Annotated in this window: 20 protein-coding genes and 1 tRNA gene; 9 read left to right on the top strand and 12 right to left on the bottom strand. The window is 66.9% G+C overall.

Annotated features, from left to right (window positions below):
* Position 1: 1 nt before the first annotated feature.
* The 3 genes from C5F44_RS00315 to C5F44_RS00305 all read right to left on the bottom strand — a co-directional run bounded on the left by C5F44_RS00315 (position 2) and on the right by C5F44_RS00305 (position 2,652).
* Positions 2-817 carry a C40 family peptidase gene (locus tag C5F44_RS00315; RefSeq protein WP_107671510.1) on the bottom strand — a complete coding sequence of 272 codons (816 nt, stop codon included), beginning with the start codon at positions 815-817 and terminating at the stop codon, positions 2-4.
* A 3-nt stretch (positions 818-820) separates the two neighbouring features.
* Positions 821-2,209, bottom strand: a complete 1,389-nt coding sequence (locus C5F44_RS00310; RefSeq protein ID WP_107671509.1) for a leucyl aminopeptidase family protein — start codon at positions 2,207-2,209, stop codon at positions 821-823.
* 62 nt (positions 2,210-2,271) lie between these two features.
* Entirely contained in the window at positions 2,272-2,652 is a 381-nt protein-coding gene (locus C5F44_RS00305) for a hypothetical protein (RefSeq protein ID WP_107671508.1), read from the bottom strand.
* A 175-nt stretch (positions 2,653-2,827) separates the two neighbouring features.
* On the opposite strand from C5F44_RS00305, the gene C5F44_RS00300 reads away from it, so the two are divergent.
* The gene (locus C5F44_RS00300) at positions 2,828-3,475 is read left to right on the top strand and encodes a carbonic anhydrase (protein ID WP_107671507.1); all 648 of its coding nucleotides are present in this window, start codon (positions 2,828-2,830) and stop codon (positions 3,473-3,475) included.
* Positions 3,476-3,545: 70 nt separating this feature from the next.
* On the opposite strand, the gene C5F44_RS00295 is transcribed toward C5F44_RS00300, so the two are convergent.
* The 8 genes from C5F44_RS00295 to C5F44_RS00260 form a co-directional block, all read right to left on the bottom strand.
* The gene (locus C5F44_RS00295; RefSeq protein ID WP_107671814.1) at positions 3,546-3,860 is read right to left on the bottom strand and encodes a hypothetical protein; all 315 of its coding nucleotides are present in this window, start codon (positions 3,858-3,860) and stop codon (positions 3,546-3,548) included.
* A gap of 140 nt (positions 3,861-4,000) precedes the next feature.
* On the bottom strand, positions 4,001-4,465 hold the full coding sequence (locus tag C5F44_RS00290) for a PTS sugar transporter subunit IIA (RefSeq protein WP_107671506.1): 465 nt from the start codon (positions 4,463-4,465) through the stop codon (positions 4,001-4,003).
* 38 nt (positions 4,466-4,503) lie between these two features.
* A complete protein-coding gene (gene hpf / locus C5F44_RS00285; RefSeq protein ID WP_107671505.1) occupies positions 4,504-5,079 on the bottom strand; it encodes a ribosome hibernation-promoting factor, HPF/YfiA family in 576 nt (191 codons plus the stop codon).
* A gap of 210 nt (positions 5,080-5,289) precedes the next feature.
* Positions 5,290-6,060 (bottom strand): LPS export ABC transporter ATP-binding protein, encoded by a 771-nt coding sequence (lptB, locus tag C5F44_RS00280; protein ID WP_107671504.1) that lies wholly within the window; start codon positions 6,058-6,060, stop codon positions 5,290-5,292.
* Positions 6,060-6,554 (bottom strand): LptA/OstA family protein, encoded by a 495-nt coding sequence (locus C5F44_RS00275; protein WP_107671503.1) that lies wholly within the window; start codon positions 6,552-6,554, stop codon positions 6,060-6,062. Before C5F44_RS00275 ends, lptB begins: the two co-directional genes overlap by 1 nt.
* Before the next feature lie 20 nt (positions 6,555-6,574).
* Positions 6,575-7,177: an LPS export ABC transporter periplasmic protein LptC gene (locus C5F44_RS00270; RefSeq protein WP_107671502.1), complete on the bottom strand. Its 603-nt coding sequence runs from the start codon at positions 7,175-7,177 to the stop codon at positions 6,575-6,577.
* A gap of 6 nt (positions 7,178-7,183) precedes the next feature.
* Positions 7,184-8,143, bottom strand: coding sequence for a KpsF/GutQ family sugar-phosphate isomerase (locus tag C5F44_RS00265; RefSeq protein ID WP_107671813.1), 960 nt, complete (start codon positions 8,141-8,143; stop codon positions 7,184-7,186).
* Entirely contained in the window at positions 8,124-8,738 is a 615-nt protein-coding gene (locus C5F44_RS00260) for a ribonuclease D (protein ID WP_107671501.1), read from the bottom strand. Before C5F44_RS00260 ends, C5F44_RS00265 begins: the two co-directional genes overlap by 20 nt.
* Before the next feature lie 155 nt (positions 8,739-8,893).
* On the opposite strand from C5F44_RS00260, the gene C5F44_RS00255 reads away from it, so the two are divergent.
* The 7 genes from C5F44_RS00255 (at position 8,894) to C5F44_RS00225 (ending at position 17,635) form a co-directional block, all read left to right on the top strand.
* The gene (locus C5F44_RS00255; RefSeq protein WP_181318130.1) at positions 8,894-11,440 is read left to right on the top strand and encodes a glycosyltransferase; all 2,547 of its coding nucleotides are present in this window, start codon (positions 8,894-8,896) and stop codon (positions 11,438-11,440) included.
* An 81-nt stretch (positions 11,441-11,521) separates the two neighbouring features.
* On the top strand, positions 11,522-12,004 hold the full coding sequence (locus tag C5F44_RS00250; RefSeq protein WP_107671499.1) for a formate dehydrogenase subunit gamma: 483 nt from the start codon (positions 11,522-11,524) through the stop codon (positions 12,002-12,004).
* Entirely contained in the window at positions 12,001-13,521 is a 1,521-nt protein-coding gene (locus C5F44_RS00245) for a formate dehydrogenase beta subunit (protein WP_107671498.1), read from the top strand. The genes C5F44_RS00250 and C5F44_RS00245 overlap by 4 nt, the downstream gene beginning before the upstream one ends.
* Positions 13,518-13,724, top strand: coding sequence for a DUF4287 domain-containing protein (locus C5F44_RS00240; protein ID WP_107671497.1), 207 nt, complete (start codon positions 13,518-13,520; stop codon positions 13,722-13,724). The genes C5F44_RS00245 and C5F44_RS00240 overlap by 4 nt, the downstream gene beginning before the upstream one ends.
* Before the next feature lie 5 nt (positions 13,725-13,729).
* On the top strand, positions 13,730-16,618 hold the full coding sequence (gene fdhF, locus C5F44_RS00235) for a formate dehydrogenase subunit alpha (protein ID WP_107671496.1): 2,889 nt from the start codon (positions 13,730-13,732) through the stop codon (positions 16,616-16,618).
* Entirely contained in the window at positions 16,618-17,421 is an 804-nt protein-coding gene (gene fdhD, locus C5F44_RS00230; protein ID WP_107671495.1) for a formate dehydrogenase accessory sulfurtransferase FdhD, read from the top strand. The genes fdhF and fdhD overlap by 1 nt, the downstream gene beginning before the upstream one ends.
* The gene (locus C5F44_RS00225; protein WP_107671494.1) at positions 17,411-17,635 is read left to right on the top strand and encodes a formate dehydrogenase subunit delta; all 225 of its coding nucleotides are present in this window, start codon (positions 17,411-17,413) and stop codon (positions 17,633-17,635) included. The genes fdhD and C5F44_RS00225 overlap by 11 nt, the downstream gene beginning before the upstream one ends.
* A 75-nt stretch (positions 17,636-17,710) precedes the next feature.
* Here the strand turns inward: C5F44_RS00225 and C5F44_RS00220 are convergent.
* Positions 17,711-17,795, bottom strand: a tRNA-Leu gene (locus C5F44_RS00220).
* 153 nt (positions 17,796-17,948) lie between these two features.
* Here C5F44_RS00220 and C5F44_RS00215 point away from each other — a divergent pair.
* The gene (locus C5F44_RS00215) at positions 17,949-18,935 is read left to right on the top strand and encodes a complex I NDUFA9 subunit family protein (protein WP_107671812.1); all 987 of its coding nucleotides are present in this window, start codon (positions 17,949-17,951) and stop codon (positions 18,933-18,935) included.
* Position 18,936: the final 1 nt, after the last annotated feature.

Raw genomic sequence — 18,936 nt, 5'->3', positions numbered from 1 at the left:
CTCAGGGCCGACGCCGGGCGATGACGGGCAGCCCTTCGCGTGCCTTGATCCGGGTGATGGCCGTCTGCAGATCCTCTTGGATTACGCGCATCGTATGGGCGGTGGCATGAAGGATCGTGTCGGGCGCCGCCAGCAGCGCGACATGCCCTTTCCAGAAGATCAGGTCGCCGCGCCGGAACGGTTCATCTTCGGGAACTTCGGTGCCAAGGCTGCGTTGCATGTCGCTGTCGCCGGGGCAGGGGCGGCCGGCGGCGTGGAGCGACAGTTGCACCAGCCCCGAACAATCGACCCCGGACACCGAATTGCCGGCCCAGAGATAGGGCGCGTGCAGCAGGGTTTCGGCCACCGCCACCGGATCGGCGGCGAAACTGCCCTCGGGTGCCAGATGGCTGGAGTCGATGAAGCCGGCGGGGGTTTCGGCCCATTTGCCGCTGACCGACAGCACCTGAACGCGGGCGTTCAGGTAAAGCGGCATGACGGGCGGCGCCTTCAGGTTCTGCGCGGGGTAAAGATGGGTGGCCGGGCTGCTGACCCGGTGGGTGACGGGGCCGTCCGGCCCAAGCGCCGCTTCGGGCAACCAGCCGCAATAGTCATCTTTCGCGGCCTGCACGAAGGCATGTCCGTCACGCCGGTCGATCACCGTCACCGCATCGCCATGGATCAGCGTGCGGTCGACGATGCCGCCGGGGTTGGCCAGCAGCGGGGCCAGCGCAGGCGCAATCCGGGCCGGTTCGCCTTCGGTAAAGCTGGCCTCGACCTGGCCTTGCAGCACGGTCAGGGCCTTGCGGCCAGAAAACGGGGTCAGGCGGCGATCCATGGGTCAGATTCCCAGCATCTGCGGCAGCGCGTTCAGGATGGCCCGCGCCCCCTGTCCGACGCCCCCTTTCGGGCGGGCCGGTGCCTCGGTCGGGCTGTGGCCGTAGATGTCGAAATGCATGTAGCGCGGATGGTCGGCAAAGCGGCGCAGGAACAGCGCGGCGGTGATGCTGCCCGCAAAGCCGAAGCCCGGCGCGTTGTCCAGATCGGCGATGCCCGGTTCGATGACGCTTTCATAGGCGTCATGGAACGGCAGCCGCCAGACCGGATCGAACCCCGCCTTCGCGCCCGCTTCCAGCGCGACGGCCATGGCATCATCCTGTGCCCAGTAGGGGGCAAGGTCCGGGCCCACGGCAATGCGCGCGGCGCCGGTCAGCGTGGCCATGCTGATCAGCGCATCGGTTTCCTCTTCGGCGGCATAGGCCAGCGCATCGCCCAGGATCAGCCGCCCCTCGGCATCGGTATCGTTGACCTCGACGGTCAGGCCCTTGCGGCTGGTCAGGATGTCCTTGGGTTTTTGCGCATTGCCCGAGATGACATTTTCCACCGCCGGGATCAGCACCCGCAGCCGCAGGGGCAGGTTCAGCGCCATGATCATCTGCGCCAGACCCAGCACGGTGGCGGCGCCGCCCATGTCCTTTTTCATCAGGCTCATGCCGTTCGAGGGCTTGATGTTCAGCCCGCCGGTATCAAAGCAGACGCCCTTGCCCACCAGCGTCAGCCGTGGCCCGGTGCTGCCCCAGCGCAGGTCCAGCAGCCGCGGTTCGCGCGGGCTGGCGCGGCCGACGGCATGGATCATCGGGAAGTTCTGCGCCAGCAGATCGTCGCCCCGGATCGCCTGGGTTGTTGCGCCGAAGCGGGCGGCCAGATCCAGCACCGCCTGTTCCAGCTCGGCTGGCCCCATGTCCTGGGCCGGGGTGTTGATCAGGTCGCGCGTCAGGAATTCACCTGCCGCCATCGCCTCGATCCGGGCGGTGTCCAGCCCGGCAGGCGCCTTCAGGCGGGGTAGCGCGGGCGCCGCCGCGCCGGGGCGATAACGGTCGAAACGATAGCCCGACAACAGCCAGGCCAGCGCCGCCTCTGCCGTCTGGTCCTGCGTCAGGGTCCCCTCAAGGTGCCAGTCGCCGCCCGGCAGGCCGGCCACGGCCTTGGCAAGGCCAAAGCGTTGCCGTGCGCGGGCCTTGTCCGTGCCCAGCCCCGCAACTGCCCCGGCCAGTTTGCCATCGGCGCCCGGCAGAAGCCGCAGTTCACCCAAGGCAGCCTGAAAGCCGGTCGCGGTCAGCCATCCGGCATGGGCCGCGCCTGGCCCCGACAGGAACGCCTCAAGCCCGTCAGGCGAAACAACGTGAAAGGGCAGCGTGGCAGAATCGGCAGGGGCAAAGGCGGGGGGCATGGTCCGGTCCGGTTGGGGTGTTTCCGCCCCGACCCTAACGCTGGCCACGCCGCCTGCAAGCCCTAGACCGACAGATCGGCAAAGCCGTGGTCGGCCGCCAGCGACCGTTCCGCCACCCGCAACAGCCGCGCCCAGACCGCTGCGAAGGCCGTCGAATCGCCACGGTCCAGACAGGCCCGCGCATCGGCGGCCACATTGCACAGGCTGACCATGCCCAGGTTTTCAGCCATGCCCTGCACCCGCCTGAGGTGGCGGCCCAGATCGGCCAGTTGATGACCCTTCACCTGCGCGGCGACGCCCGCCATGGCCGCCGCCAGTTCCGCCAGCGCGCGGGCGACGATCTGGTCTGCCGCCGCGGCACCAAGGTTGCGGTAGATCACCGCGATTGTCTCACCATCCTGGCGCACCCGTTCGCGCGGGCGCAACTGCGTGACCCTGCCCATCCCGATACCCCCGCCCCTCAAAGCCCGTCATTTCACACCCGTCCGCCAGTTTCGCAGGCCATGCTTACCCGTTCGTTGCGACCAGATGCCTGATCACGCATTTTGCCCCTCGCATTTTCCGCAAATGCGCCCTACCTCAAGGCCGCCCCTGTTGAGGCCCGCAAGGAGGACGCCCATGATCCACGCCCGCCCGCTGCCCGCCTATCTGATCCAGCGTTTCCACGGCTGGAAGGCAACGACCTACCAGCAGAACCGCGCCTGGTATCGCCGCCTGGCCGAAAGCGGCCAGCACCCGCGCGCGATGGTGATTTCCTGTTGTGACTCGCGTGTCCACGTCACCTCGATCTTCGGGGCCGACGAGGGCGAGTTCTTCATCCACCGCAACGTCGCCAATCTGGTGCCGCCCTATAACCCCGATGGCGAATATCACGGCACCTCGGCCGCAGTGGAATATGCCGTCACCTCGCTTGGGGTCGCGCATGTCGTCGTGCTCGGGCACTCGAACTGTGGCGGCGTGAAGGGGTGTCACGACATGTGCAGGGGCCATGCCCCGGCGCTGGAGGAAAAGACCAGCTTTGTCGGCCGCTGGATGGACATCCTTCGCCCCGGCTTCGAGAAGGTTGCGCATCTGTCCGATGACACGATCCTGCGCGCGCTGGAAAAGCAGGCCGTCCTGACCAGCCTGGAAAACCTGATGACCTTCCCCTTCGTGGCCGAGGCGGTTCAGGCCGAGCGGCTGACCCTGCACGGACTTTGGACCGATACCGGCGAAGGGGATCTGGAACAGTTCGATCCCGAACGTCAGGCGTTCATGCCGGTCTGAGCCACGCCGTCAGGCGCGCGGCCTCTGCCGCGATGAAATCGGCGGATGCCGCCCGTGACACAGGGCGGCGTCAGCTCCGCAAGGGGCCGTGTTCGGCATTTGCCCGGGCCGAGACTTCCTGCAAGCCATGCACCAGGAAAACCCCCATAACTCCGTGATAGACGATGGTCGCGCCCAGCAGGTGCAGCAGATAGATCCAGCCCGCCGAATAGGCCGCGACCACGATCACCACCAGCGAGGCCAGGGCAGAAATAGCCAGCGCGGCCAGCATGGCCCTGCCGTTCGGGCCCATGCGCCGCGCCACGATCGCCCGCCGCTCCAGCTCGGCCGCGCCCAGCAACAGCACCAGCGACAGCGCAAAGGAGCAGGCGAGGAACTGGAACATGTCGGGCATCCTTCTTGGCGACGAGGGAAGGGTGAATGGATTCTGCCGCCGGTTGACTACCGCCGCCATCCCGTACTGGCAATGAGACGGATTGACCGGACACCCGCCTGCTGCACCAGCCGGATTTCGGGGCGGCTGGTTCAGGCCGCCTGTGGCGCGCGGGCTTCGGTCAGGATGGCGTGCAGCTTGGCCGGGTCGGTGTTGGCCCGCAGCTTGGACACCACGCCCTGATCGCGCATGGTCCGGCTGACCAGCGCCAGCGCCTTCAGATGGTCTACCCCCGAATCTTTGGGGGCCAGCAGCCCGAACACCAGATCGACCGGCTGGCGGTCCACGCTGTCATAATCCAGCGGGCGTTCCAGACGAATGAAGATGCCGGCGATGCGGGTCAGGTCTTCCAGGCGGGCATGGGGCAGGGCAATGCCATGCCCCACGCCGGTTGGTCCCAGGGTTTCGCGTTCCTGCAGCCCGTCCACAACAAGCGCGGACTGCATGCCATAGGCCTGCGCCGCGATTTCACCCAGCTCCTGAAAGAGCCGCTTCTTTGACGTGAACTGCCCCACAACACGGACAGCATTGGGGACGAGAAGGCTGGAAAGTTCCATGCGGGAATTCGGTCCTGTCGCCGTTGGGGCCTGTTGGCCTATCTGCTGTTGCGCGGGTCGATCCAGCCGATGTTGCCGTCTTCACGGCGGTACACGACGTTCACGCCCCCATGACCTTCGTTGCGGAAGACCAGAAGTTTCTGCCCTGCCAGTTCCAGTTGCATCACGGCCTCGCCAACGGTGATCGAAGGGATCTTCGTCTCCATCTCGGCGATGACCACGGGGGCAAGCGTATCCGGCTCTGCGTCCTCGGTCTCCTCGGATGCGGCGAGGATATACTGGGACGCTCCGCCGAATTCAACCGGGCCCTTGCGATCGACATGGTGGTTGCGGATTCGCCGCTTGTAGCGGCGCAACTGCTTGTCCATCCGTTCGCGGCAGGCTTCGAACGCGGCATAGATTTCGGTCGCCGTGCCCTTGGCCTGCGCCGTCAGCCCGGTGGACAGGCGGATCACGGTTTCGCAGACGTATTCATGCGCGGATCTTGAAAAGACGACCACACATTCGGTCGGACGCTGGGCATACTTCTCGATCACCTCGCCCAGCTCGGCTTTCACATGGGTCTGAAGAGCCTCGCCAATGTCGATCTGTTTTCCACTGATCTGATAACGCATGCTCTCTCCTTTTCATGCATGGTCGCGCAGGCCAGCCTTCATGTGGCTGCGCGGGTCTTCTGATGCGGACGGTGATGGCGCCGGTTTGACCGCACGGGGGCGGGGCCGGTGATCAGCCGCGTCCATGGGGAAGCAGGGGGCGATCTTGGCGCTCATCTCCTCCATTTGGTGACAGGTAGGGCGGCCTGTCAACAGGCACAGATGACGCGATCAGATGATGCGGAAGTTCTCGCCAAGATAGACCCGGCGCACCGTCTCGTCGCGGACGACCTCATCCGTCGTTCCCGACATCAGAACCTTGCCGTCATGCAGGATATAGGCGCGGTCCACGATCTCAAGCGTCTCGCGGACGTTGTGGTCGGTGATCAGCACCCCGATGCCGCGCCCCTTGAGATCATGCACCAGATGGCGGATTTCGCCCACGGCGATGGGGTCAACCCCGGCGAAGGGTTCGTCCAGCAGCAGATACTTTGGGTCGGCTGCCAGACAGCGGGCGATTTCCACCCGGCGCCGTTCCCCGCCCGACAGGGCCAGCGCGGGCGCCTGCCGCAGATGGGTGATCGAGAATTCCGACAGCAGTTCTTCCAGCCGTTCGCGCCGCTTGTGGTGGTCGGGCTCGGCAATCTCCAGCACGGCCAGGATGTTGTTTTCCACCGACAGGCCACGGAAGATCGAAACTTCCTGCGGCAGATAGCCGATGCCCATCCTGGCGCGGCGATACATCGGCAGGGCGGTCACATCCTTGCCGTCGATCAGCACCTGTCCGCCATCCGGCGTGACCAGCCCCGCAATGGCGTAAAAGCAGGTCGTCTTGCCCGAGCCGTTGGGGCCTAGCAGCGCCACCACTTCGCCGCGGCGCAGATCCATAGACACATCCCGGATCACCGGGCGTTTCTTGTAGGATTTGCGCAAGGCGCGGATCTGCAGCCCTTGCGATCCTTCCGTGACGGTCAGTTCCGGGCGGGCGGTCGAGGCGGCCATCAGTTGCCGCTCGGCACGAAGGTGGTGGAAACGCGGCCCTCCATCACCCCGGTGCCGTCCTTGAGGTGGATGGTCAGCTTCTTGCCCGACAGCACGGTCGGCCCCTGGGTCAGCAGCACATCGCCGGTCATCACGATGGTGCCGGCATCAATGGTGTAAACCGCCTCGCGGGATTCGGCCGCGTCGGCCAGGTTGGAAATCGTGACGCCGCCGGTCGCGTGCAGGCGCGAGATCTGGTTGCCGCCGGGGGTGTATTCCACCCGCACTTCGGCGGCGTTCATGTGCATTTCCCCCTGCACGACCACAACATTCCCGGCAAAGACCGCGCTGCCGTCGCCGTTGTTCACCGACAGCTTGTCGGCCTGAACCTCAACCGGAAGGCTGGGGTCTTGCGACAGGCCGCCAAAGGCAACCTTGGCCTCCTGGGCCATGGCCACAGAGACGTTGGCGCCAAGAACGGCAGCAAGGAACAAGGTGCGAAGGGCGCCAATCATGATGAGCCTGTCATGCAGCTTCAGCCGCCGGGTTGATATAGCAGCTTAACGCGGCCGCTGAAAACCAGAAGATAGGGATTTCCGGCATCGGGTGACTGCGAAAGGGTGAAGGAATCGGCGGTAATCCTGCCGGGGGGGCCTTCGGCAGCCACCGCGGTGCTGCTTTCGGCACCCGTCCGGTCAAGCCGGGCGATCATTTCATCCGTGGTGACGGTATAGCCCGTCGAGGTGGTGATGGTGACGCCGCCAGCCATGGTCAGCCGTCCGGCCACCGTATCCAGCGCAGCGGTTGCTGCGGCAATGTCGGCATGGCCGCCGCCGGGCATGTCCAGCCGGGCCTGCACGCCCTTGGCCTGCGCGGAATCGTCCTCGCCCGCGGGGCGGGCGGTTTCGGCCGTCAGCGTCAGCGCCGAACCGTCCGATGTCAGCCCGGCGTAGGATGGGGTCGTCATCCGCGGGTCGCGCGCCAGATCCTCGACATCCACATTGGCATAGGGAATGGCGGCTTCTGGGTCGATCCGGTCGGCGATCAGAAACAGCGTCGACAGGATCACCAGCGCCGCCAGCGGCAGGGCCAGCTTCAGCCAGCCAACCAGGCGCGAATGGGTGTCGCCGCGGGTCATGCGCGATCAGGCCACGCCTGCGCGCAGGCAATCGTGGATGTGTAGAACGCCGGTCACCCGGGTGTCGTCGGTGGTGACCAGAAGGCAGGTGATCTTCTTTTCGTTCATCAGCGCCAGCGCCTCGACTGCAAGGGCGTCGGGGGCGATGGTGCGCGGCGCGCGCGTCATCACCTGCCCGGCGGTCAGCGACAGAAGCCCGTCCATGTGGCGGCGCAGGTCTCCGTCGGTGACGATGCCCAGAAGATGGCCCTTCGGATCAGTTACGCCAACCACGCCAAAGCCGGCGCGGGTGATCGTCAGCAAGGCTTCGCTCATCGGGGTGGTTTCGCCGACCAGCGGTGCGTTGTCGTGCATCAGGTCGCGCACATGCAGCAGCCGGGCCCCCAGCTTGCCGCCGGGGTGAAAGATGCGGAACTGGTCGGGTGAAAAGGCGCGGTGTTCCATCAGCGCAATGGCGATGGCGTCGCCAAGCGCCAGCGTCATGGTGGTCGAGGTGGTGGGAACGATGCCGCTGTCGCAGGCCTCGGGGGCCGGGGGCAGCAGGATGGCCACATCCGCCTCGCGCAGCAGGGTGCTGCCTTCGCGCCCGGCAACGCCGATCAGCGGAATGGAAAAGCGGCGGGAATGGGCAACGATGTCGGCCAGCTCCGGCGTCTCGCCCGAGTTGGACAGCACCAGCAGCACGTCATTCTGCGTGACCATGCCCAGATCGCCGTGGCTGGCTTCGGCCGGGTGAACAAACTGCGCCGGCGTGCCGGTGCTGGCCAGCGTGGCCGTGATCTTGCGCGCGATATGCCCCGATTTGCCCATGCCCGACACCACCACGCGGCCGGTCGTACGCAGGATCAGCGATACCGCTTCGGTGAAGCTGGGCCCCAGCGTCTCGGCCAGCATGGTCAGCGCCTCGGCCTCGCGCCGGATGACGCGGCGGCCGATGGCCAGATGGTCAGTGGTGGAAGATGTCATGGTCATCATCCCAGCCCAGAAGATCCAGCTCGGCCCGCGTCGGCAGGAAGGCAAAGCAGGCCTGCGCCATCTCCAGCCGGCCTTCGCGGACCAGCCTTTCCTCAAGTGCGGCTTTCAGCGCGTGCAGATACAGCACGTCTGACGCGGCATATTCCTTCTGCGCCTCGGTCAGCACCGCAGCGCCCCAGTCCGAGGTCTGCTGCTGTTTCGAGACATCGACGCCGACCAGATCGGCCAGCAGGTATTTCAGGCCATGCCGGTCGGTGAAGGTGCGCACCATCTTGGCGGCGACCTTGGTGCACCAGACCGGCGCCGTGGTTACGCCGAAGGCGCGTTTCAGCGCGGCAATGTCGAAGCGGCCGAAGTGAAACAGCTTCAGCGTGGCCGGATCGGTCAGCAGCCGTTCCAGATTGGGCGCGCGGGTCTGGCCCCGGGCGATCTGCACCAGATGCGCATCGCCGTTGCCGTCCGACAATTGCACGACGCAAAGCCGGTCGCGGCGCGGGTCAAGGCCCATCGTCTCGGTGTCGATGGCAACGACGGGGCCAAGGGTCAGGCCGTCGGGCAGGTCGTTCTGGTGCAGGTGAATGGCCAAGGCAGGTTCCCGGTTCGGGGTTGCGGCAGATGCCGGCTGGCTTAGCGGCCCGCCCCCCTGCGGTCAACCTGCGGCTTCCCGGCTTGCCGGAAAGCGGCGGGGTGATAGGCTGCAACCGGCCGGAATTTCTCCGGCGCCCTGCGTATTGGCCCCAGATGTTTCAGACCGAGATCTTTCGTTTCCCCCGCCGTGGCGAAGCCCGTCGCATTGCGGTGTTTTCCTATCGCTATGATGCGCATCTGGTGCCCGGCCTGATCGAGAACATCCGCCCGGCCGTGCATGGCTATGTTGCCTGGGATGATCGCGGTGCCGCTGCCGCCCTGTCTGACGAACCGATGCGCCGGAACCGGCTGATCCTTGAGGCGCAGAAGCTGGGGGCGGCGTGGCTTCTGGCCTGCGACCCGGACGAACGGTTCGAGGATCGCCTTGCCCGCCGCCTGCCCGAGATGGCGGCCGAAGGCGAGGGCACGCTGTGGACCGTGGCCATGCGCGAGATGTTCGATGCCACCCATTACCGGACAGATGGCATCTGGGGCGCCAAGGCGGTGATGCGGTTTTTCCCCGTCTCGGCCGTGGGCGAGGATCTGACGGTGCCCCTGCACGCGGCCTGGGTGACCGATGCCGAAAGGTTCCGTACCGCCGCGTCGGGCCTGAACGTCTATCACATGCGGATGGCTTCGCCGGTGCGGCGCCGGTTGCGCCGCGCGCTTTATGCCGCCGCTGACCCGGACCGGCAGTATCAGCGGCCGGGATATGACTATCTGGATGACGAACGCGGTATGCGGCTGGAGCCCATTCCCGAGGGGCGCGGCTATTCCCCGCCCTTTGTCGAGGATTGCGGGCTTTGGGCGCCCGATCCCGGCCGGATCGGGCAGGTCATGCCAGACCCGCCTGCGGTGCGCTTGCATTTCGCCAAACGCTCGATCGAACGCGGGGGCCATGCGGCGGCCTTTCATGCGTTGCAGGATCTGTGCCGGGCGGCGCCCGAAGATGCCGATCTGGCCCATGCCTGCGCCCGCCGCGCGCTGGTCGCCGGCGATCCACAAGCTGCGTTGGAGCTGACCTTGCCGCTGGTGCGGGGCGGCAAGGCCGACCTGCACGCCCATCTGCTGCACGCCTTGGCCGCCGCCCGTTGCGGGCGCGCGGATCTGGCAGAGGCAAGCCTTGCCGTGTTGGCCGGCGGTCTGGCCGGATCGCCCGTGCTGGATTGGCTGGCCACGGCCTGCCGCCGCGCCACCGTAGATTTCGCCGCGCCAGATGCCCTGTGGCGACGGTGGGTTTCGGACCGTGCCCGCCTGTCCGAAGGGGCCGGTCTGGCGCGGGGCGCGCGGATGAGCGTGATCGTTCTGGGCTATCAGGCCCAGCCCGGCCTGGCGGCGGCCGTGCGGTCGCTGCTGGATCAGGACGAGGCGGCGGAAATCGTGGTCGTCAACTCGGGCGACGGAGATGCGGCGGCGGTTCTTGGGCCGCTGGCCGCTGCCGTGCGGCTGATCCAGGTGGAGGCGCCGCTTTATGTGGGGGCCGCGCGCAACATCGGCGTCGATGCCTCGCGTGCGGAATACGTTGCCTTTCTGGCGGGCGATTGCACGGCCGCGCCGGGGTGGGTCTCGGGGCGGATGCGGAGGCATCTGGCCGGGGCGCTGTCAGTTTCAACCCCGGTTCTGCCGGCCGAGACGGACAGTCTGGCCGGGATCGCGGCGCATTACCTGCACTACTGGGGCCGTCACCCGGAAACGCCCGATGTGCAGCGGATGCACTTTGGCCGATCCTTCGCCCGTTGGCTGCTGGAAGAGGCGGGCGCCTTCCCGCCCGGATTGCGCGTGAACGAAGATGGCGTGCTGAACCACCGGGCCGATCACATTGGCCTGCCGGTCTGGGCGCCCGAGGTGCTGACCGCGCACCGCGATCCGGCGATGCTGGGCGACCTGCTGGCGGATGAACGCGCGCGCGGGATGCGCCGTGCAGACCACCCGCCGTTTCGCGGCTGGGTCGGGTCCGACAAGGCCGAGGCGGAGTTTTCGGCGCGGATCGCAACGGCCTGCGGTCATGCGCAATCGGCGGCGGCGCGATGGTGCGGGTTGTCGCCGCGCCGTCTGGCTGCGGTGCAGGCGATGCAGTGGCTGGCCACGCAGGCGGGGGCCGCCGGTGCCATTGACGCGCTGGAGCGGCTTTATGAGGCCGATCTTGCCGCCGCCCGGGCCGAGGCGTTGCGCCCGTTCAGTCCCGCCGCCGCGCTGACCGAGGCGCTGGCGGCGGTGACGGCCGATCCGCAGGACTGGCGCAAGGCGTATCTTACCGGCCTGCTGACGGCCGAGGCGGAGCACGACGACCCCGCGCCGCATTTCCGCGCCGCGATGGCGCTGAACCCTGCCACCTCTGGCCCGGTGGCCGAACTTGTCCGCCTGCACCGGGCCCATGGCAACGATGCGGCGGCCCTGGCCGAAGCCGAGGCCGCGCTGTTGCGGGCGCCGGGGGCCGCGGCCTTGTGGGCGCTGGCGGGTGCGGCGGCGGAACAGGCCGGCAAGCCTGATCGGGCCCTGGCCTGGCGGCGGGGGGCGCTGGCGCTGGCCCCCGATGACCCCAAGGCGCATCTGGCCCTGGCAAGGCTGCACCGCCAGGGCGGGAACGATGCTCTGGCCAGCCTGCGCGAAGACATGGCAGCGGATTTGCAAGCGCGCGCGCCTGTCGAGTTTGATAGCTGAAATCTATCAAATGACGGATATTCAGGTTTGATCTCCTATCAAGGCGCTTCTAGACCGGACGCAAGGAAGAGGAGGAGCCAGATGCCCGTCGCCGACGTGCTTGAGCCACATGCCCGCCAGACGCTGGATGACATCCTGCGTGCCCATGCCGCGGATGAGGGGCCGCTTCTGCCCATCCTGCACGACATTCAGGCCGCCTTCGGCCATGTGCCGCAGGCCGTGGTGCCGGTGATCGTCGAGGCGCTGAACCTGGGCAAGGCCGAGGTGCATGGCGTGATTTCCTTCTACCATGATTTCCGCGCGGAACCGGCCGGGCGGTCGGTGGTCAAGCTGTGCCGGGCCGAGGCGTGTCAGGCCATGGGCGGCGACCATCTGGCCCACCATGCCGAGCGCAAGCTGGGCGTCGGGTTCCATGAAACCCGGGCCGACGGCAAGGTGACGCTGGAGCCGGTCTATTGTCTGGGCCTGTGCGCCTGTGCCCCGGCGGCCATGGTCAATGGCCGGCTGGTGGGCCGGCTGGATGAGGCGGCGGTGGACCGTATCGCGACCGAGGTGCTGGCATGAAGGTCTATGTCCCCGCCGATGCCGCCGCGCGCGCGCTTGGGTCTGATGATGTGGCCGCCGCCGTGCAGGCCGAGGCCACCCGCCGCGGGCTGGACCTGACGCTGGTTCGCAACGGCAGCCGCGGCATGGTCTGGCTGGAACCGCTGGTCGAGGTGGAGCGCGATGGGGTGCGGCTGGCCTATGGCCCCGCAACCGCCGCCGATGTGGCCGCCATTCTGGACGGCACCTCGGCCAAGGCGCTGGGGCCGACGGACGATCTGCCCTGGATGAAAAAGCAGACGCGGCTGACCTTTGCCCGCGTCGGCCTGATTGATCCGCTGGACATGGCGCATTACCGGGCCGAGGGCGGGCTGGTCGGGCTGGAACGCGCGCTGGCGCTGCCGCCGACCGAAATCGTGCAGGCTGTCATCGACTCGGGCTTGCGTGGCCGGGGCGGGGCGGGGTTCCCCACCGGCATCAAGTGGAAAACGGTGGCCGAGGCGAAGGCCGATCAGAAATACATTGTCTGCAACGCCGACGAAGGCGACAGCGGCACCTTTGCCGACCGTATGCTGATGGAGGGCGACCCCTTCCACCTGATCGAAGGCATGATCATCGCCGGCATCGCCGTGGGGGCGACGCGCGGCTATGTCTATATCCGCAGCGAATACCCCGACGCGATCCGGGTGATGCGCGCCGCGGTCGGGATCGGCCGCAAGGCGGGGCTGCTGGGGCCGTCGGTCCTTGGGTCGGCCTATGCCTTCGACATGGAAATCCGGGTTGGCGCCGGGGCCTATGTCTGTGGCGAGGAAACCAGCCTGCTGAACAGCCTTGAGGGCAAGCGCGGCGTGGTGCGCGCCAAGCCGCCGCTGCCGGCGCTGGAAGGGTTCCTGGGCAAGCCGACGGTGGTGAACAACGTCATCTCGCTGGCCACGGTGCCGGTGATCTTTGAAAAGGGTGCCGCCTTCTACCGCGACTTCGGGCTGGGCCGGTCGCGCGGGACGATTCCGCTGCAGATCGCCGGCAACGTGCGCCATGGCGGGCTGTTCGAGGTGGCCTTCGGCATGGGTCTGGGCGAGATCGTCAACGACATCGGCGGCGGCACCGCCAGCGGCCGCCCGGTCAAGGCGGTGCAGGTGGGGGGGCCGCTCGGGGCCTATTTCCCGTCGTCGCTGTTCGACACGCCGACCTGCTATGAAAGTTTTGCCAGCGCCGAAGGACTGATCGGCCATGCCGGCATCGTGGTGTTCGACGACACCGCCGACATGCTGAAACAGGCCCGGTTCGCGATGGAGTTCTGCGCCATCGAAAGCTGCGGCAAATGCACCCCCTGCCGGATTGGCGCGGTGCGCGGTGTGGAAACCATCGACCGCATCGCGCGGGGCGATACCGCCGCCATCCCGCTGCTGACCGATCTGTGCAACACGATGAAGGCCGGGTCGCTGTGCGCGCTTGGCGGCTTTACCCCCTATCCGGTGATGTCGGCGCTGACGCATTTTCCTGACGACTTCGCCCGCGCGAAAGAGGCCGCCGAATGACCGAAAAGGTGAAAGGGCCCGCCTCCTATTTCCCGTCGATCGAGGCGAAATATGGCCAGCCGATGCAGCACTGGTTCACCCAGATCGCGCCGCTGCTGGACCAGCCGCACATGAAGATCGTGGCGTTTCTGAAAGATGAACATGGCATGGGGCATGGCCACGCGAATGCGGTGGTTGCCCATGCGCTGGCTGCAAAAGGGTGAATGACATGAAAGACTTCAAGGACTTCATCATCCCCGACCGCGATTTCGGCACCCCTGCCGCGAAGGCCAGGCAGATGGTCACGCTGACAATCGACGGCTTTGACGTGACGGTGCCCGAGGGCACCAGCATCATGCGCGCCGCCGCCGAGGCGGGGATTCCCGTGCCGAAGCTGTGCGCCACCGACAGCGTGGATGCCTTCGGGTCGTGCCGGCTGTGCCTGGTCGAGATCGAGGGGCGCAACGGCACCCCGGCAAGCTGCACCACGCTGGTGGCGCCGGGTCTGAAGGTTCACACCCAGACGCCCAGACTGAAAGACCTGCGCCGCGGGGTGATTGAGCTGTACATCAGCGACCACCCGCTGGATTGCCTGACCTGCGCTGCCAATGGCGATTGCGAATTGCAGGACATGGCTGGCGCCGTGGGTCTGCGCGACGTGCGGTATGAAGCGGTGGAAACCCATTTCCGCCCGCGCAACACCGGCGGCGAGGCCAATCCGCAATGGCTGCCGAAGGATGAGTCGAACCCCTATTTCACCTATGATCCGGCCAAGTGCATCGTGTGCAGCCGCTGCGTGCGGGCCTGCGAGGAAGTGCAGGGCACCTTTGCGCTGACCATCACCGGCCGGGGTTGGGACAGCCGGGTTCATGCCGGGGCGGCGGGCGACAGTTTCCTGACCTCGGACTGCGTGTCCTGCGGGGCCTGCGTGCAGGCTTGCCCGACGGGCACCTTGCAGGAAAAGTCGATGATCGAGATCGGGACGCCGGACCGGGCGGTCATCACCACCTGCGCCTATTGCGGCGTTGGTTGCAGCTTCAAGGCCGAGATGCGCGGCGATGAGCTGGTGCGGATGGTGCCCTACAAGCATGGCAAGGCCAACCGGGGCCATTCCTGCGTGAAGGGTCGTTTCGCCTATGGCTATGCCAGCCACAAGGACCGCATCCTGAACCCGATGATCCGCGACAGCATCAGCGAACCGTGGCGGGAAGTGTCCTGGGATGAGGCGCTGAGCTTCGCCGCGACGCGTATGCGCAACATACAGCAAACGTATGGCAAGAATGCTGTCGGCGTCATCACCTCAAGCCGCTGCACCAACGAGGAGACCTTCCTGGTGCAGAAGCTGACCCGCGCGGTGTTCGGCAACAACAACACCGACACCTGCGCCCGCGTCTGCCATTCGCCCACCGGCTATGGCCTGGGCCAGACCTTCGGCACCAGCGCCGGGACGCAGGATTTCGATTCGGTCGAACAGACCGATGTCGTCATGGTGATCGGGGCCAACCCGACCGATGGCCACCCCGTCTTTGCCAGCCGGCTGAAGAAGCGGCTGCGCAAGGGGGCGAAGCTGATCGTGGTCGATCCGCGGCGGATCGACCTGGTGAAATCGGCCCATATCAAGGCGGCGCATCACCTGCAGTTGCGGCCCGGCACCAATGTCGCCGTGGTCACCGCGCTGGCGCATGTGATCGTGACCGAGGGGCTGATGAACGAAGAGTTCATCCGCACCCGCTGCGACTGGGACGAGTTCCAGGATTATGCCGAGTTCGTCAGCCGGCCGCAGCATTCGCCCGAGGCGACCGAGATGCTGACCGGCGTTCCGTCGGAAGAGCTGCGCCGCGCGGCGCGGCTGTATGCCACTGGCGGCAATGGCGCGATCTATTACGGGCTGGGCGTGACCGAGCACAGCCAGGGGTCGACCACCGTGATCGGCATCGCCAACCTGGCCATGCTGACCGGCAACGTCGGGCGGCCCGGCGTGGGGGTGAACCCGCTGCGCGGACAGAACAACGTGCAGGGATCTTGCGACATGGGGTCGTTCCCGCATGAACTGCCGGGCTACCGCCATGTGAAGAACGCCGATGTGCGCGACCTGTTCGAGCGCGCCTGGGGCACGACCATCGACTCAGAACCCGGGCTGCGGATTCCCAACATGCTGGATGCGGCGGTCGAGGGCACCTTCAAGGGCCTGTACTGCCAGGGTGAGGACATCCTGCAATCCGACCCCGACACCAAGCATGTCGCGGCGGGCCTTGCGGCGATGGATTGCGTGATCGTCCACGACCTGTTCCTGAACGAGACCGCGAACTATGCGCATGTCTTTTTGCCCGGATCGACCTTCCTGGAAAAGGACGGCACCTTCACCAATGCTGAACGCCGCATCAACCGCGTGCGCAAGGTGATGGCGCCGCGCAACGGCTATGCCGACTGGGAGATCACCCAGATGCTGGCCAATGCGCTGGGCGCGGGCTGGGGCTATACCCATCCCAGCCAGATCATGGACGAGATCGCGATGCTGACGCCCAGCTTCGCCGGCGTGTCCTATGACGTGCTGGAGGAGAAGGGTTCGGTCCAGTGGCCCTGCAACGAGAAGGTGCCGGACGGCACACCGCTGATGCATATCGACGGCTTCGTGCGCGGCAAGGGGCGGTTCATCAACACCGAATATGTGGCGACGGATGAAAAGACCGGCCCGCGGTTCCCGCTGTTGCTGACCACCGGGCGCATCCTTTCGCAATACAATGTCGGCGCGCAGACGCGGCGCACGTCGAATGTGGTCTGGCATGACGAGGATGTGCTGGAGATTCACCCGCATGATGCCGAGGTGCGCGGCGTGAACGAAGGGCAGTTCGTGCGGCTGGCCAGCCGGTCTGGCGAAACCACGCTGCGGGCCAAGATCACCGACCGGGTGTCGCCCGGCGTGGTTTATACCACCTTCCACCACCCCGACACGCAGGCCAATGTCATCACCACCGATTTTTCGGACTGGGCGACCAACTGCCCGGAATACAAGGTGACGGCGGTGCAGGTCAGCCCGTCGAACGGGCCTTCGGAATGGCAGGAAGACTATGCCGCGCAGGCGGCGCTGTCGCGGCGCATCCTGCCGGCGGCCGAGTGATGGACGCCGCCCGCCGCCGTGCGCATCTGAGCTTTGGCCCCGACGGCGTGTCGCGGGCCGACCGGATGCTGCCCGAGGAAACGGCGGTGGCGCTGTCGTTCAACGGCAGCACGCAGGCGGTGATGATGGCGACGCCCGCCGATCTGGTGGATTTCGCCTATGGCTTTGCCCTGACCGAAGGCATCGCCCGCCCCGATGAGGTGGAAACGGTCGAGGCGTTGGAAACCCCGCGTGGCATCGACCTGCAGGTCTGGGTGGCCCCGGCGGCGGCCGAGCGGCTGGCGCAGCGGCGGCGCACGATGGCGGGGCCGGTGGGCTGCGGGCTGTGCGGGATTGACTCGATCGACGAGGCGCTGCGTCCGGTGGCGCGGGTCGCGCCTTCGGGGTTTCGCATGACGCCCGCGCAGGTGCATCAGGCGGCCGAGGGGCTGCGGGCCGGGCAGGCGCTGCATGACCTGACGCGCGCCGCCCATTGCGCCGCGCTGTGGCAGCCTGAGGGCATTGCCCTGCTGCGCGAGGATGTGGGCCGGCACAACGCGCTGGACAAGCTGATCGGGGCGGCGGTCCGGGGCGGGGCGTCGGGCGACTGTGCCCTTGTGCTGACCTGCCGCGTTTCGGTGGACATGGTGCAGAAGGCGGCGGCCTTTGGCGCGCCGGTGCTGATCGCGCTGTCGGCCCCCACCGCCCATGCCGCCGATCTGGCCGAAGAGGCCGGCATCACCCTGATCGCCGGGGTGCGGCCCGGCCGATTCGACGTTTATTCCCATTCCGACCGACTGACAGAGGTGACCCATGCCCGCTGACAAGCTGATCTACATGGCAAACCAGATTGCCCGCTTCTTCGAATCGATGCCGCATGAACAGGCGGTGAAGGGCGTGGCCGCCCATATCAACGATTTCTGGGAACCGCGGATGCGGCGGCAACTGTTCCAGGTGCTGGATACCGGCGGTCTGGGCCTGCGCCCGGTGGTGATTGACGCGGCAAAGGACATCCGCCGCCCCGCCGACGCGGCCTGACCGCGCCGCCCGGCCGGACGCAACCCCGGAAATGACAAAGACCGCGCTGTGTTGCGCGGCCTTGCCTGAATTGGATGGTGCCCAGAAGAGGACTCGAACCTCCACGCCTTGCGGCGCTGGTACCTGAAACCAGTGCGTCTACCAATTCCGCCATCTGGGCACTGAGGGGCGATGTAAAGGCGGTGCGCGGGACTGTCAACACGGCGCAAGCGGGGAAAACACAAATTTCCTGACGGGCTTTTGCCTTGCTGGGCTGCGCCGGCGCCGTTATTGATCCGGGCAGTGTTCGATGCCCGTGCGGGAGGCTTTCACGATGAACAAACTGGTCACCATCTACGGCGGTTCGGGGTTTGTCGGCCGCTATATCGCCCGCCGCATGGCGCGGGAGGGGTGGCGCGTGCGGGTCGCGGTGCGCCGTCCGAACGAGGCGCTGTTCGTCAAGACCTATGGCCTGCCCGGCCAGGTGGAGCCGGTGTTCTGCAACATCCGCGACGATGACAGCGTGCGCGCGGCCATGCAGGGCGCGGATGCGGCGGTGAACTGCGTTGGCACCTTCGACCTGCGGGGCAACAACAGCTTTCACATGATCCATGTCCGCGCGGCGGGCCGGATTGCCCGGATCGCGGCCGAGCAGGGCGTGCAGAACCTGGTGCATCTGTCGGCCATCGGGGCCGATGCGAATTCGCCGTCGCGCTATGGCCAGTCCAAGGCCGAGGGCGAGGCGGCGGTGCTTGAGGCATTCCCCGGCGCGGTGATCCTGCGGCCTTCGGTGATTTTCGGGGCGGAGGACAAGTTCTTCAACCGTTTTGCCGAGATGTCGCGCACCTGGGCCTTCGTGCCGGTGGTGCGGTCGGAAACCAAGTTCCAGCCGGTCTATGTGGATGACGTGGCGCAGGCGGCGGTGAAGGGCGTGCTGGGGCAGGCCGCGCCGGGCGTGTATGAGCTGGGCGGGCCGGACGTGGCCACCTTCCGCAAGCTGCTGAAGAAGATGCAGGCGGTGATCCAGCGCTGGCGCCCGGTGGTGAACATGCCGACCTTCGTCATGGCCCCCGTTGCAACGCTGTTCGACGTGATCGAGTTCGTGACGGCGGGCATCCTGCGCAACGGGCTGCTGACGCGCGATCAACTGGCCAGCCTTGGCGTGCCGAACGTGGTGTCGGACAAGGCGCGGACGCTGGCCGATCTGGGCATCACGCCGACGGCGATGGATGCGGTGCTGCCGGAATACCTGTGGCGCTATCGCCCCTCGGGGCAATATGCGGCGATCAAGGCTTCGGCCAAGAACCTGCGCAAGGTCTGAA

The sequence above is a fragment of the Fuscovulum blasticum DSM 2131 genome (assembly GCF_003034965.1).
In the GTDB taxonomy this organism is placed as follows: domain Bacteria; phylum Pseudomonadota; class Alphaproteobacteria; order Rhodobacterales; family Rhodobacteraceae; genus Pseudogemmobacter; species Pseudogemmobacter blasticus.
The sequence above is the reverse complement of the archived record's forward strand: the minus strand, read 5'-3'. Positions and strand labels throughout refer to the sequence as shown.

Excerpts from the sequence above, each read along its gene's own strand:
- C5F44_RS00315 (WP_107671510.1), bottom strand. The coding sequence starts at position 817 with ATGGATCGCCGCCTGACCCCGTTTTCTGGCCGCAAGGCCCTGACCGTG.
- C5F44_RS00310 (WP_107671509.1), bottom strand. The coding sequence starts at position 2,209 with ATGCCCCCCGCCTTTGCCCCTGCCGATTCTGCCACGCTGCCCTTTCAC.
- C5F44_RS00305 (WP_107671508.1), bottom strand. The coding sequence starts at position 2,652 with ATGGGCAGGGTCACGCAGTTGCGCCCGCGCGAACGGGTGCGCCAGGAT.
- C5F44_RS00300 (WP_107671507.1), top strand. The coding sequence starts at position 2,828 with ATGATCCACGCCCGCCCGCTGCCCGCCTATCTGATCCAGCGTTTCCAC.
- C5F44_RS00295 (WP_107671814.1), bottom strand. The coding sequence starts at position 3,860 with ATGTTCCAGTTCCTCGCCTGCTCCTTTGCGCTGTCGCTGGTGCTGTTG.
- C5F44_RS00290 (WP_107671506.1), bottom strand. The coding sequence starts at position 4,465 with ATGGAACTTTCCAGCCTTCTCGTCCCCAATGCTGTCCGTGTTGTGGGG.
- hpf (WP_107671505.1), bottom strand. The coding sequence starts at position 5,079 with ATGCGTTATCAGATCAGTGGAAAACAGATCGACATTGGCGAGGCTCTT.
- lptB (WP_107671504.1), bottom strand. The coding sequence starts at position 6,060 with ATGGCCGCCTCGACCGCCCGCCCGGAACTGACCGTCACGGAAGGATCG.
- C5F44_RS00275 (WP_107671503.1), bottom strand. The coding sequence starts at position 6,554 with ATGATTGGCGCCCTTCGCACCTTGTTCCTTGCTGCCGTTCTTGGCGCC.
- C5F44_RS00270 (WP_107671502.1), bottom strand. The coding sequence starts at position 7,177 with ATGACCCGCGGCGACACCCATTCGCGCCTGGTTGGCTGGCTGAAGCTG.
- C5F44_RS00265 (WP_107671813.1), bottom strand. The coding sequence starts at position 8,143 with ATGACATCTTCCACCACTGACCATCTGGCCATCGGCCGCCGCGTCATC.
- C5F44_RS00255 (WP_181318130.1), top strand. The coding sequence starts at position 8,894 with ATGTTTCAGACCGAGATCTTTCGTTTCCCCCGCCGTGGCGAAGCCCGT.
- C5F44_RS00250 (WP_107671499.1), top strand. The coding sequence starts at position 11,522 with ATGCCCGTCGCCGACGTGCTTGAGCCACATGCCCGCCAGACGCTGGAT.
- C5F44_RS00245 (WP_107671498.1), top strand. The coding sequence starts at position 12,001 with ATGAAGGTCTATGTCCCCGCCGATGCCGCCGCGCGCGCGCTTGGGTCT.
- C5F44_RS00240 (WP_107671497.1), top strand. The coding sequence starts at position 13,518 with ATGACCGAAAAGGTGAAAGGGCCCGCCTCCTATTTCCCGTCGATCGAG.
- fdhF (WP_107671496.1), top strand. The coding sequence starts at position 13,730 with ATGAAAGACTTCAAGGACTTCATCATCCCCGACCGCGATTTCGGCACC.
- fdhD (WP_107671495.1), top strand. The coding sequence starts at position 16,618 with ATGGACGCCGCCCGCCGCCGTGCGCATCTGAGCTTTGGCCCCGACGGC.
- C5F44_RS00225 (WP_107671494.1), top strand. The coding sequence starts at position 17,411 with ATGCCCGCTGACAAGCTGATCTACATGGCAAACCAGATTGCCCGCTTC.
- C5F44_RS00215 (WP_107671812.1), top strand. The coding sequence starts at position 17,949 with ATGAACAAACTGGTCACCATCTACGGCGGTTCGGGGTTTGTCGGCCGC.